This is a genomic window from Pseudarthrobacter arbutini, assembly GCF_054510915.1.
Genome location: NZ_JBTNDQ010000003.1, coordinates 347051 through 358768, shown reverse-complemented (window position 1 = coordinate 358768; position 11718 = coordinate 347051). Strand labels below are relative to the sequence as shown.

At 64.1% G+C, this 11718-nt stretch carries 14 protein-coding genes; 2 read left to right on the top strand and 12 right to left on the bottom strand.

What is annotated here, in order from left to right; all coding sequences use genetic code 11:
• Positions 1-578: 578 nt before the first annotated feature.
• From rpsN to ACX80V_RS05625, 5 genes are all read right to left on the bottom strand, one after another.
• Entirely contained in the window at positions 579-884 is a 306-nt protein-coding gene (rpsN, locus tag ACX80V_RS05645; RefSeq protein ID WP_026266887.1) for a 30S ribosomal protein S14, read from the bottom strand.
• A gap of 4 nt (positions 885-888) precedes the next feature.
• Positions 889-1056, bottom strand: coding sequence for a 50S ribosomal protein L33 (rpmG, locus tag ACX80V_RS05640; RefSeq protein WP_013602737.1), 168 nt, complete (start codon positions 1054-1056; stop codon positions 889-891).
• Positions 1056-1292, bottom strand: a complete 237-nt coding sequence (gene rpmB, locus ACX80V_RS05635; RefSeq protein ID WP_056342125.1) for a 50S ribosomal protein L28 — start codon at positions 1290-1292, stop codon at positions 1056-1058. Before rpmB ends, rpmG begins: the two co-directional genes overlap by 1 nt.
• A gap of 253 nt (positions 1293-1545) precedes the next feature.
• Positions 1546-2307, bottom strand: coding sequence for an SGNH/GDSL hydrolase family protein (locus ACX80V_RS05630; RefSeq protein WP_485842319.1), 762 nt, complete (start codon positions 2305-2307; stop codon positions 1546-1548).
• A gap of 75 nt (positions 2308-2382) precedes the next feature.
• A complete protein-coding gene (locus tag ACX80V_RS05625; protein WP_056342119.1) occupies positions 2383-2874 on the bottom strand; it encodes a MarR family winged helix-turn-helix transcriptional regulator in 492 nt (163 codons plus the stop codon).
• 82 nt (positions 2875-2956) lie between these two features.
• Between ACX80V_RS05625 and ACX80V_RS05620 the strand changes: the two genes are divergently transcribed.
• Entirely contained in the window at positions 2957-3244 is a 288-nt protein-coding gene (locus tag ACX80V_RS05620) for a YciI family protein (protein WP_485842318.1), read from the top strand.
• A gap of 60 nt (positions 3245-3304) precedes the next feature.
• Here the strand turns inward: ACX80V_RS05620 and ACX80V_RS05615 are convergent, their stop codons facing one another.
• The 5 genes from ACX80V_RS05615 to ACX80V_RS05595 all read right to left on the bottom strand — a co-directional run bounded on the left by ACX80V_RS05615 (position 3305) and on the right by ACX80V_RS05595 (position 8312).
• Complete coding sequence (locus ACX80V_RS05615) at positions 3305-4426, bottom strand: ABC transporter ATP-binding protein (protein ID WP_485842317.1); 1122 nt, start codon at positions 4424-4426, stop codon at positions 3305-3307.
• Positions 4427-4435: 9 nt separating this feature from the next.
• Complete coding sequence (locus ACX80V_RS05610) at positions 4436-5263, bottom strand: ABC transporter permease (RefSeq protein WP_104063678.1); 828 nt, start codon at positions 5261-5263, stop codon at positions 4436-4438.
• On the bottom strand, positions 5250-6134 hold the full coding sequence (locus ACX80V_RS05605) for an ABC transporter permease (RefSeq protein ID WP_058930799.1): 885 nt from the start codon (positions 6132-6134) through the stop codon (positions 5250-5252). The genes ACX80V_RS05610 and ACX80V_RS05605 overlap by 14 nt, the downstream gene beginning before the upstream one ends.
• A 1-nt stretch (position 6135) precedes the next feature.
• Positions 6136-7227, bottom strand: a complete 1092-nt coding sequence (locus tag ACX80V_RS05600; RefSeq protein ID WP_485842316.1) for an extracellular solute-binding protein — start codon at positions 7225-7227, stop codon at positions 6136-6138.
• A gap of 221 nt (positions 7228-7448) precedes the next feature.
• On the bottom strand, positions 7449-8312 hold the full coding sequence (locus tag ACX80V_RS05595) for an SGNH/GDSL hydrolase family protein (RefSeq protein ID WP_485842315.1): 864 nt from the start codon (positions 8310-8312) through the stop codon (positions 7449-7451).
• A 602-nt stretch (positions 8313-8914) separates the two neighbouring features.
• Between ACX80V_RS05595 and ACX80V_RS05590 the strand changes: the two genes are divergently transcribed.
• Entirely contained in the window at positions 8915-9658 is a 744-nt protein-coding gene (locus ACX80V_RS05590) for a glycoside hydrolase family 16 protein (protein WP_485842314.1), read from the top strand.
• Positions 9659-9865: 207 nt separating this feature from the next.
• Here the strand turns inward: ACX80V_RS05590 and ACX80V_RS05585 are convergent, their stop codons facing one another.
• Both ACX80V_RS05585 and ACX80V_RS05580 read right to left on the bottom strand, forming a co-directional pair.
• Positions 9866-10906, bottom strand: a complete 1041-nt coding sequence (locus ACX80V_RS05585; RefSeq protein ID WP_485842313.1) for a siderophore-interacting protein — start codon at positions 10904-10906, stop codon at positions 9866-9868.
• Positions 10903-11718 carry an ABC transporter ATP-binding protein gene (locus tag ACX80V_RS05580; protein ID WP_485842312.1) on the bottom strand — a complete coding sequence of 272 codons (816 nt, stop codon included), beginning with the start codon at positions 11716-11718 and terminating at the stop codon, positions 10903-10905. Before ACX80V_RS05580 ends, ACX80V_RS05585 begins: the two co-directional genes overlap by 4 nt.

Below are 11718 nucleotides of genomic sequence, written 5' to 3'. Positions count from 1 at the left end.
CAACAAACTTGGCACACTATTGAGTTCTCAAACAACAGACACACCCGGCACCACCACAACCATTCAATCGGCCGTGGATCGCTCCGGAGCAACTTTTCAAACTTACCCGGTTTCCCGCCCCGATGCAAATCCATATTCCAGGACCCACACCAGCAGAAAACACATCCCCACCAAACAAAGGCGCTCAAAAGAACAACCAACATTTGGTCTTNGCGCTCAAAAGAACAACCAACATTTGGTCTTGAATTAGGGGGTTTGGCCGCCCGCGGTAACCAGCTCTTCGCTGTTCCCCTCGCGGCGACTTAGAAAACAATACACCCACCCAACCCCCACCGCAAATCCACCCCCACAACAGGTCGAAACCCCGCCATTCCGGGCCTAAAGCCGGTATCGGCACCCAAATTCGGGCGCCGCCGTCGTAAGTGAGTTCTGTGTGCTGCGGCACAACGGCCGACGCCTCTCTCGGATCTCGACACGCCCTTCACCAGGGCTCGATCACCGCAAGCCTTAAACGCAGAAGGGCCGGCAACCAAATGGTTGCCGGCCCTTCTCAAGCAGCTGGAATCAGCGGTACTGAATTACCAGGAAGACTTGGTGATGCCCGGGAGCTCACCACGGTGAGCCATGTCGCGGAAGCGAACACGGGAGATACCGAACTTCTGGAAGGTACCGCGGGGACGGCCGTCGATGATGTCGCGGTTACGCAGACGGACGGGCGACGCGTTGCGGGGAAGCTTCTGCAGGCCGAGGCGTGCTGCTTCGCGAACTTCGTCGGTCGAGTTGGGGTCAACCAGAGCCTTCTTCAGTTCGAGGCGCTTTGCAGCGTAACGCTCAACGATGACTTTACGCTGTTCGTTCTTTGCGATCATTGACTTCTTAGCCATGTGTTTAGCGCTCCTCTCGGAATTCGACGTGCTGACGGATCTTGGGATCGTACTTCTTCAGAACCATACGGTCCGGGTCGTTACGACGGTTCTTCCGCGTCACGTAGGTGTAGCCCGTGCCCGCAGTCGACTTGAGCTTGATGATCGGACGTACGTCCTTGTCCTTAGCCATTAGAGCTTCACTCCCCGAGCAAGGATGGCGGCGACGACTACGTCGATGCCGCGCACGTCGATGGTCTTGATGCCCTTTGCAGAAAGCTGCAGCGTGACATTACGGCGCAGGGACGGAACCCAGTAGCGCTTCTTCTGAATGTTCGGATCGAACCGACGCTTGTTGCGACGGTGCGAGTGCGAAATGCTGTGCCCAAAGCCCGGCTCGGCTCCGGTCACTTGGCAGTGTGCTGCCATGACTTCTCCTCAAGAATTGAATGTAATGATCCGCATATCTGCTGCAGGATCATGCGGCTAAGTGCGACCCAAAGTGATCAGGGTGAACGGTTAGTCACGCAACTTGAGCCCCTAACTACCGGCTACCCTGGAGAAAATTACCGGGCCACCGGAGCAATTGCGCACGCTCCGCGCACTTAGCGCTCACCAAGTCTACGAGTTCACGCAATTAAAGACCAATCCGTACTCGGACGGTGTATAAGGGGGCGCTGCCTCAGAGGCGCGTGAGCTGGGCGTACTTGGGCTCCAGTCCGTCGCCCGAGGACTTGCCGGTGACGCGGCGGTACACCCAGGGGCCGGCGAATTCGCGGACCCAGCGGGCGTTGGCGCGGAGGGCTTCGGCCCGGTTCAGTTCGGGCACGGGGGTCATGGGCGGGACTTCGATCGAGTGGTCGTGCTCCAGGACCGTGAGGACGCGTTTGGCCATGTTGGCGTGCCCAGCAGCGGACATGTGCATCCGGTCCTGGGCCCACATGCCCCAGTCGTAGTACTCGTTGAAGCGCCAGTAATCCACCAGCAACGCTCCGTGGTCCCCGGCAATGCCGCGGACCAGTTCGTTGTAGATGGCGGTGCGGCCGCGCATGGTGCTGAAGACTTTGGAGCCGCGGGCGTCGAAGCCGGTGAACAGCACCACGGTGGCTCCGGTCGCCGCCAGCTTGCGGATGCCGGTGTCGTATTCCGCCAGCAGATCGTCGATGTCGATCTTGGGCCGCAGAATGTCGTTGGCACCTGCGTAGATGGTCACCAGGGTGGGGTTAAGTTCGACGGCGGCGTCCACCTGTTCTGCCATGATCTGGCGGAGCTTCCTGCCGCGGATGGCGAGGTTGGCGTAGCCGAAGCCGGGATCTTCCGCGCCCAGCTGCTCCGCCACGCGATCCGCCCAGCCGCGGACGCCGTTGGGGCGGCTGGGATCGTCATCCCCGACCCCTTCCGTGAAGGAATCGCCGAGCGCTACATACCGGGTCGAAAAGTCCATGGCGTCAGTCTTTCATCTGTTGCCGGGAGCAACCAAGGCGGGGCCTGTCCGGACGGTGTCCATCAGGGCGACGGCTTATGGCCGACTTTCGGTCTCGCGCAGGATCCAGTGGTCATCGTCCAGCCGGGCAACGATCTTTTCGCCGATGCGGGCAAGGTCATTGACGTCGCGTTCCGTCAGGGCGTCCAGGAACTTGGTGCGCACCGCCTCCACGTGCCCCGGTGCGAGTGCCTCCAAAGTGGCCATCCCGACGTCGGACAGGTGTGCGGTGGTGACCCGTGCATCGCGGGGATGCGGACGCCGCTCCAGCCATCCGCGCTTCTCAAGCTTGGCAACCACATGTGAGAGCCGGGACAGCGACGAACTCGTGCGGGCGGCCAGCTGGCTCATCGGCAGGAAGCGGCCCTCGGCTTCGGACAGCATGGCCATGACGTTGTAATCGAACAGGGACACCTTGCCGGCGGTGTGGAGCTGGTTGTCCAGGGCAGCCGGCAGCAGCGTGTTGATGCTCAGGAGTGCCAGCCAGGCACGGCGTTCGTCGGCGTTGAGCCAGCGCGGTTCGGTCATGCGTCCATTCTAGAAGCAGAGCGTGGTTGAGCGTTCAAGTGACGCACCAGTTCCCGTGGACCCAGCCGGGTAGGCTGACTTTATGTTTGTTGTATCGCTGACCTACAAGGTGCCCGAAGACATCGTGGACTATCACCGCCCTGCGCATATGGCGTGGGTTAAGCAAGCGTTCGACGACGGCGTGTTCCTTGCGTCCGGACGCCTGGTTCCCGCGGTGGGCGGTGTGCTGTTGTCCAAGGCCGACCGAATCACACTGGATGCTGCGTTGGCCAAGGACCCTTTCTACAGCAACGGCGTGGCCGAGTTCGACGTTATCGAATTCACCGCCACGACCGTGGCAGAGGGTTACGAAAACCTGCTGGACACCTAGGCCCCTGCCCAGCAGGCTCCGGGGAACCGACCGGCATCCCCGGCAGTTCCCCGGGCGGACCTACTGCTCCAGAACCAGCAGCTGGGCCTTGTCCGGCTCCCAGGTCACGAACAGCTCCGCGCCTGGCGCGGGCCGACCCGTCGCATCTGAACTGAGTTCGCGCACCTGGAGCTCGTGGCCACCGGCCGTGAGGCGGTGGCGCACCGTGGCGCCCAGGTTGGTCGAGGAGACCAGCGCCGCCTTGCCGCAGTTGTCCGTGCTTGCCTCGGAGCTGAACTTGAGGTTTTCGGGACGGATGGACACGGCGTATTTCTCGCCGGTGACACCGCGGTCGCGAACCCTGCCCAGGCCCAGGCCGCCGAGGTCAACCAGCGCCTCGCCGTCCTTGCGTTCCAGGACGGTGCACGGGATGAGGTTTGTGTCGCCCAGGAAGCTGGCCACCCAGTCCGTGAGCGGGTGGTTATAGACCTCTTCGGGCGGGCCCGACTGGACGATCCTGCCGTCCTTCATGACCACGATCCGGTCCGACATGGCCATGGCCTCGTCCTGGTCGTGCGTGACGAAAAGGACGGAGATGCCCAGGCTCTTCTGCAGCGTCTTGATCTCTTCCTGCATGTGTTCGCGGAGCCGCTTGTCGAGGGCAGCCATGGGCTCGTCGAGGAGCAGTGCCGCCGGGTTGAACACCAGGGAGCGGGCCAGGGCCACGCGCTGCTGCTGCCCGCCGGAGAGCTGGCGTGGCTTGCGGTCGCCCATCTTGCCCAGGCCAACGCGTTCCAGCGCGCTATCGGCGCGTTGACGCCGTTCGGCCTTGGGCACCTTGCGCATCCGGAGCGCGAACTCCACGTTTTCGCGGGCGCTCATGTGCGGGAAGAGGGCGTAGTTCTGGAACACGACGCCCAGGTTCCGGTCCCGGGGCGGGAGCGAATCCACGGGCTTTCCGTCGATCAGGACGCTCCCGGACGTGTGCTCCTCGAAGCCGGCCACCATCATCATGGTGGTGGTCTTGCCGGATCCGCTCGGTCCCAGCAGGGTGACGAATTCGCCGGGTTCCACCACCAGGTCCAGCTCGTCGACGGCAACTACGTCGCCGTACGTCTTGCGGACCTGCCGGAGTTCAATGGAACCCTGCGCGGACGCCGTCGTCCGGGTGCTTGCTGCTGCGGAAATCACTGAAGTAGTCATGGGCCTTCCTTAGTTTGGTGCGGACACGGCCAGCGGCAGCATCCTGGCGGTGGAACGCCGTTTGAGAACGAACATGACCTGGAACAACAGCCCCAGGGTGGCCACGGTGACCAACAGAGCCGAGGACACCGCGATCTTGGGGGTCAGGTTGAACTGGATGTCGGTGAACATCTTCACGGGCAGGGTGGTGGCGCTGGGCGACTGCATGAACAGCGACATCACGGTCTCGTCGATGGAGACCGAGAAGGCGAACAACGCCCCGGAAACCAGCCCAGGCAAGATGACCGGCAGGTAGACGTGCCGGAACACGGACAGCCATCCGGCGCCCAGGCTCTGCGCCGAATTGACCAGCGCCGGGTTCAGTCCGGCAAGGCTGGCACGCGTGGTCAAGTACACGTACGGGGTGGCGATGACGGCATGCGCCAGGCCGATGGGGAGGATGCTGCCCAGCACGCCGAGCGAGATGAAGAACTGGTAGAACGCCAGCGCCAGCACCACGGTGGGGACGATCATCGGCGCCAGGATCAGCCCGACGACAGCCTGCTGGCCCGGGAACTTGCGTCCGTGCAGGCCGATCGCCGCGGTCGCGCCGAGAATCACACCGATCACGACGGCGATCACTGCAGATTGGAGGCTGGCCGTCAGGGCCGAGGTCCAAGCCTTATCAGCGAAGAAGCCCGCGACGGCGGCGAACGAGATTCCTTCGGGCGGGAACGTGATGTAGCGGCTGTCGTTAAGAGCAACAGGCACCACGATCGCCGTGGGGACCACCAGGAACAGGAACACCGGAATGGAAAGCAGCGTCAGCAGTCGCTGCCGGGGATTAGTTGTCTGCATGTTGGCCTCCCGCCTTGAGCACTCGCTGGTAGATGGCAACGAGGATGCTGACCAGCACTGTCAGGATTACGGCCAGGGCCGCGGCCCCGGAGAAGTCGGTGAGCTGGCGCGCGTAGTAGTCGATCTGGTTGGCGATCATCATGTCGCCGGGTCCGCCCATGACCACCGGGGTGATGAAGAAGCCGGTGCTGATGATGAACACGAGCAAGCCTGCCGCGGAGATGCCCGGCGTGCTGAGCGGCAGGGTGATCCGGCGGAAGATTGAGGCTTCCTTGGCCCCGAGCGAACGCGCCGCCAGGGCAAGCCGGTCATCGATGGAAGTCAGCGAGGAGAAAATCGGGAATACCGCATACGGGAGCAGGCAGTGAACCATGCCGATGATCACGGCCAGCCGGTTGTGCAGCAGCTCAATGGGAGCATCGGTGAGGCCCACCGTCTGGAGGAAGGAGTTCACGATGCCGTTGTCCTGCAGGAGTACGGCCCACGCGAAGTTCTTCACCAGGATGCCGGTCCAGAAGGGCAGCAGCACCACGGCGAACAGGATCACGCGGGTCACCGTGCCGGAGCGCCACAGCACCAGGGCAATGACGTAGCCCAGGACCACGGTGACGACGGTGGATGCCAGGCTGATGCTCAGGGTGTTGATCAGGGAACGGACCACCAGCGGGTCTTCGAGGACGCGCTGGTAGGCGTTGCCGGTGAAGCTCGAGCCCACCAGTTTGCCCAGCGGGCTGAGGAACAGTACGACGTCGAAGGCCAGGATCGGGGCCAGCAGCAGCCACCAGGTGGTGCGCCGCCGTCGGGGTTTCTCCTGCTCCGGTGCCGGGGCGCGTCCCTCCGGACGCGCGCGTTGCAAGGTTGCGTTGCTCATGTCAGCTGGCCTGCCACAGCTTGAACTGCTGCTCGGTCTTCTTCAGGTTCTCCGACCACCACTTGTCGTCACGGACCAGGATCTTGTCGGCCAGGCGCGGACTGGTGGGCAGGGTGTCTGCGACTTCCTTGGGCAGCTTGGACAGTGCCGGAGTGTTGGCCAGGGTCAGGTTGGTGACCGTATCGAAGGCGGCGCCTGCCTCGGCGTCGTTGGACATGAAGTTCATCAGTTTGAAGGCGGCTTCCTTGTTCTTGGCCCCCTTCGGCACCACGAAGTAGTCGCCGGCCAACACTGCGTTTTCCGCGCTGAAGTTCAGCTTGGCGCCGTCGTTTCGGGCCGCGTTGATGCGGTTGTTGAAGCTCGTGGACAGCGAGACCTCGCCCGAGGTGAGCTGCTGGATGGGCTCCTGGTTGGCCGCGTGGTAAAGCAGGCGGTCCTTGCCAGGGTGGTGGCCCAGCACGCGCAGGGCCCGGTCGACGTCGAGCGGGTAGATCTGGTCGAACGGCACGCCGTCGGCCAGGAGTGCGGCCTCCAGCACGGAGCTGTCCGAGAGCTGGTTGTAGACCGAGCGCTTGGTATCGTACTTGCCCTGGTCGAAGAACTGCGCCCAGTCCTTGGGGGCCTGCGCATCGGGGATGGCCTTCTGGTCCCAGGCCATCACGAACAGGAAGCTCAGGTACTTGATGCCGTACTCCGCCTTGGCGTAGCCGGGCAGGCCCTTGTCGCTGATGATGTCGTAGTCGAACGGCTCGAGGAGGCCTTCTGCCACGGCCGTTTCGTATTCCGGGGCGGTGATTTCCACGAGGTCCCACTGCACGTCCCCGGACTGCACCTGGGCCTTGAGGGAGGCCAGGCTGGTGTTGGCCAGCAGCGTGGTTTGGATCCCCGACTGCTTGGAGAAGGGGTCCAGAATCGTCTGGGTCAGCTGGTCATTGTAGGAGCCGCCGTAGGAGGTGACCGTGACTGTCTTGTTGGCTGCCGCGCTATCGGCGGGCTTTGCCCCGCAGCCGGACAGTGCCAGGCCTGCAAATGGGGTCAACGCTGCTGCTTTCAGGAGTTTCCTGCGGTCAAAATGAAGGGAACTGTCAGTCATCGCGGTGGTGCCTCTCAAGGCTGGGGCCCTCCCGGCGCACGCCAAAGGACGCCGTGTGCCGAAGGGGCAGGTTGGGGATTCCGCGTTCACGCTGGCATCCCGACGGCGGCGGTTCACGCCCCGAACGGCCCACACAGCGCTGAGCGGACTAGAGCTGACGCGTTGAGTCGTCGTCAGTGCCGCAACAGTATCTGTGATGTTGCACACAAGTCAACAGCTGTTTACAAACCACTTGCTTTCGGGCTGTTCTTGAGCACCGCGTCCCGGTCCATCAGCTTCTTCAGCCCGCGCTTCCGCGGCACCTTGACGGGTTCCGGCCAGCGCGGCGCCAGTGCATCCCCGAGGGTGACGCCCCTGATTTTGCGGCCAAAAAGCGGCAGCACCCAGTCGTTAACCCAACGCCGCTGCCGCTGTTCCCACTCCCGGAGGCTGAGCCGCGCCGGCGGGTCCCAGTCCTTGAGCCGGATTTTGTGGGGCACCCCGAGCTGGTCCAGTACCTGCCCGGCCAGGTACTTGTGGCCCGCCTTGGACATGTGGAGGCGGTCCGAGTCCCACATCCGCCGGTCATGGAAGGCGTCCAGGCACCAGTAATCCACCAGGACGGTCCCGTATTTGACAGAGATCTCGCGGACGCGCTGGTTGTAGACCGTGTTCCGCTTCTTCAGCAGCTCCAGAACGGCCGAGACTTTGACGTCGAAGCCGGTGAACAGGACCACCCTGGCCCCGGTCCCGGCCAGTCGCGCCACGAGGTCCTCGTACTCGTCCATCAGGGCAGCCATGTCCGTGCCGATGTCCAGGATGTCGTTTCCGCCGGCGTACAGCGTGATCAGCGTGGGCTTCATGGCCAGCGCCGGTTCCAGCTGCTCGGTGATGACGTGGCGCAGGCGCTTGCTCCTGATGGCCAGGTTGGCATATTCCCACCCCGGCTCAGCCTTGGCCAGTTTCTCCGCCACCCGGTCAGCCCACCCCCGGACGCCGTTGGGCAGCCGCTCATCCCGGTCCCCAACACCTTCTGTAAACGAGTCCCCCAAAGCGACAAACACCCGCCGGCCCTCACGGTCCGAGAGTAAAGGATTAGAACCCATCCACTGAAAGTAACCGGCCAAAGAAACGCCAAGGTAAACGGACAGCAACAGGCTGTGCAGAAGGGTTGCGACCCAGGGGCAGAGTGCGGGGGCGCGTTTGGAGTGCCGGGTGCTAGGCGTGTCCATCAAGCCGCCGCCTCTGATCATCGGCAGCTGCTCAGCCTTTGTCACATTTTTGCGACCTATGGTCACGATCAGGTAACGTTGGCGGCTGGCCCCAATGCAGGGCCCCGGGCGCCCGATCACTGGACCCCCGACGCGCCCCTTCGGCGCCTGCTAGCTCCGGCCCTGCCAAGGGGCCCCAGGATGCTTTCCGCACTCGTCATCGTCTCAAGTGCATCAGTAGTTTCTTCCAGTCCTAGCCCGGAGGTATCTTGTTCAAGAAAATAGCCATCATAACCACCATGGGTGCTTTGTCCCTGACAGGATGCGGCCTAGCCCCGACGACCAATGGGGCGTCTGCCCCATCCTCGGCTGGCCGCGCGTCCGCACCTGCCACTCCAGCCCCAACTGCCTCAGCCTCGGCGTCTTCAGCCGCAGCGTCTCCGGCGCCCACGCCTTCGAGCAGCGGCCAGACCCCCGATTCGGCGGCGGAAACCCCGGTGGCAGCTGTCCCCCCGGCGCCCGCGCTTGCCGCTGCCCAGGCCCCGGCCCCGGCCCAGCCGGGGCCCGCAGCCGGCCAGGCTCTCGCCACGACGGGCGACGGTGCGCAGGCAGCTGCCGCCTTCGGTTGGGGCCCGGTCCTGACCGGCGACGAATTCTCCAACACCGGCGCACCGGACCGGACGAAATGGAGTGTCTATAACAGTGCAGGGCATGCAGGCAAAGGCCTGCGCAGCCCCCAGGCTTGGTCGGTTGCCAACGGCGTGGCCACCGTTAGCGGAGACGCAGCCGGCACTACTGGCGGCATGTCGGCAAAGTTCGCGGAACAAAAGTATGGTCGCTGGGAAACGCGCATGAAAACCAATTCACGGGACCCGAAATACCACCCGGTCCTGATCCTTAACAACAACGCTGCCCCGAACTGTGCCGAGATCGATTATGCCGAGGGCAGCTCAGTCACCTCCGTGATGAGGTTCTTCCTGCACTACGCCTGTGGTGGAGCGGATTTCCAGACCACAGCGGCGACGCCCGTCGATGGCACGCAGTGGCACAACTACGCGGTGGAGTGGACCCCGGCCGGTATCAGCGGATACGTCGACGGAGTAAAGACCTTCACTGACACGAACCCGGCGCACCAGCCCTCTACCGTAATGAAGCAGACATTGCAGCTGGATTGGTTCCCGGACGGCTCCGCCACCAAGCCCTCGCAGATGCAGGTCGATTGGGTCCGCGTCTACAAGTGAGAAAGCGTTTGGAAAAAACCCACAGGAAGTGAGAGAGCGGCTGGACGTGACAGGCCCAACGAGCCGCAGCCGCTGTCTTGCGTAGGAGCGCATCGCCGACCAGAGCGGAGCAAGGCCGCCCGCGGCCGAGCGCAGCGTCGGGAGGTGTCTAAGCGACGGCAAGGCGGCGGTTGCGGCGCACCCACCCGCCGCATACGACGGAAGGCTTTAGACCTCGGCCTTACCCTGACGCCAGTACCCCATGAAAGCAACCTGCTTCCGGTCGATCCCCACGTCCCGCACAAGGTACCGCCGCATGTCCTTGATGACGGCAGCCTCACCGGCGATCCAGGCGTAGAAAGGCATGGCGCCGGCCGGCATGGCGGGGTTCTTGGTGGCCTCAATTTCGGCTGTTTCCATCCGCGCGGGGGTCTCCCAGAGGATGTCCACGTCCACATTGACGTCTTCGGGCTCCGGGCCCGCACCGGCGTCGGACGCTTTGATTCCCACCCAGCCGGGAACGGGAACTGCAGTGCGCACTGCCTGCTGCAGCAGCTCACCGTGCGGGCGTGAGCGGCCAATGGCGGCACCCCGGGCAAGCCAGGTGATCTCGACGTCGGCGGCCGTCTTCAGATCGAGGAAGTCACCGGCCTCCGGTACTTCCAGGAAGGCGTGGCCGCTCATGTAGGCCGGCAGGTTTTCGAGGATGGCGGAGATGGCCGGGATGGCGGTTTCGTCGCCTGCGAGCAGGACACGCTGGGCCATGCCCGGCCGCCACTCGATGCCGGAGTAGATCTCGGCGGTGACACAGTGGGCGGCGCGGTTATTGGGGCCGATGAGGGTGATAGCGTCGCCCGGCTTGGCGTTCAGGGCCCAGTTCGCGGCGGGGCCGCCGTGTCCGTCGGCGTCGAAATGCATCACGAAGTCGACGTCGATTTCCGGATAAACGGCATCAAGCCGGGACTGGCGGACCGTGTAGGTGCGCATGGAGCCGCGGACTGCGGGGTCCATGGCCAGCCATTCCTGGTACCAGCCGGTCTGGGCCATTTCGAAGACCGGCAGGGGCAGCCGGGTCCCGTCGGACGCCAGGGACGGGATCATCAGTTTGATCCGCAGGTCCATGGTCTCGCCGTGAACGCCGAAGTCCCGCAGCGAATACCCGCCGAAGGTGATCCGGCGGAAATTGGGGCTCAGCTCCTGCACCGAGGAAACGGTCACCTCGAAAGCCAGGGTCATGGGCTCGGTGGCGGCGATGTCGCGGGTCTTCATGAAACGAGCTCCAGTTCGGTTGCGGCGGTGTGGTGGCGGCCGATGGGGATAATCAGGGGTGTCCCCGAGACGGGATCGGGTATCACCCGGGACTCAAGGCCGAAAACGTCGCGGACCAGCTTTTCGGTGACAACAGTTAAGGGGTCACCCAGAGCCACGATCTCGCCGCCCTTCATGGCGATGACATGGTCCGCGTAGCGTGCCGCCAGGTTCAGGTCGTGCAGGACGATGGCCACGGTGGTGCCGCGCCTGCGGTTCAGGTCCGTGACCAGGTCCAGTACTTCCACCTGGTGCGCCAGGTCCAGGTAAGTGGTGGGCTCGTCCAGCAGGAGCACGTCGGTTTCCTGCGCCAGCGCCATGGCGATCCAGACGCGCTGCCGCTGGCCGCCGGACAGTTCATCGACGTTCCGCTCAGCGAGTTCCAGCGTTTCCGTCGCTTCGAGCGCGCGCTGCACGGCGGCGTCGTCCTCGGTGCTCCAGCTGCGGAAGAAGCCCTGGTGCGGATACCGGCCGCGGCCCACGAGGTCGCGGACAGCGATGCCGTCCGGCGCCGTCGGGTGCTGCGGGAGGAGCCCCAGGGTGCGCGCCAGTTCACGGGCCGGGCGGGCGTGGATGTCCTTGCCGTCCAGGGTCACCGTGCCGGAGGCGGGCTTAAGGAGGCGGGACAGGCCACGGAGCAGCGTGGACTTGCCGCAGGCGTTAGCGCCCACGATCATCGTCACCTTGCCCTCGGGGATTTCCGTCGTGAGGCCGTCCACCACGCAGCGCTGGTCGTATTTGAGGGTGAGGTCCTGGGCGCTGAGAACGGCCAT

Bases quoted from the DNA above. Each gene is read 5' to 3' on its own strand.
- ACX80V_RS05630 (WP_485842319.1), bottom strand. From the start codon at position 2,307: ATGGACTTTTCGACCCGGTATGTAGCGCTCGGCGATTCCTTCACGGAA.
- rpmG (WP_013602737.1), bottom strand. From the start codon at position 1,056: ATGGCTAAGGACAAGGACGTACGTCCGATCATCAAGCTCAAGTCGACT.
- ACX80V_RS05620 (WP_485842318.1), top strand. From the start codon at position 2,957: ATGTTTGTTGTATCGCTGACCTACAAGGTGCCCGAAGACATCGTGGAC.
- ACX80V_RS05600 (WP_485842316.1), bottom strand. From the start codon at position 7,227: ATGACTGACAGTTCCCTTCATTTTGACCGCAGGAAACTCCTGAAAGCA.
- ACX80V_RS05595 (WP_485842315.1), bottom strand. From the start codon at position 8,312: ATGGGTTCTAATCCTTTACTCTCGGACCGTGAGGGCCGGCGGGTGTTT.
- ACX80V_RS05610 (WP_104063678.1), bottom strand. From the start codon at position 5,263: ATGCAGACAACTAATCCCCGGCAGCGACTGCTGACGCTGCTTTCCATT.
- ACX80V_RS05605 (WP_058930799.1), bottom strand. From the start codon at position 6,134: ATGAGCAACGCAACCTTGCAACGCGCGCGTCCGGAGGGACGCGCCCCG.
- ACX80V_RS05585 (WP_485842313.1), bottom strand. From the start codon at position 10,906: ATGAAGACCCGCGACATCGCCGCCACCGAGCCCATGACCCTGGCTTTC.
- ACX80V_RS05615 (WP_485842317.1), bottom strand. From the start codon at position 4,426: ATGACTACTTCAGTGATTTCCGCAGCAGCAAGCACCCGGACGACGGCG.
- ACX80V_RS05580 (WP_485842312.1), bottom strand. From the start codon at position 11,718: ATGGCCGTTCTCAGCGCCCAGGACCTCACCCTCAAATACGACCAGCGC.
- rpsN (WP_026266887.1), bottom strand. From the start codon at position 884: ATGGCTAAGAAGTCAATGATCGCAAAGAACGAACAGCGTAAAGTCATC.
- rpmB (WP_056342125.1), bottom strand. From the start codon at position 1,292: ATGGCAGCACACTGCCAAGTGACCGGAGCCGAGCCGGGCTTTGGGCAC.
- ACX80V_RS05625 (WP_056342119.1), bottom strand. From the start codon at position 2,874: ATGACCGAACCGCGCTGGCTCAACGCCGACGAACGCCGTGCCTGGCTG.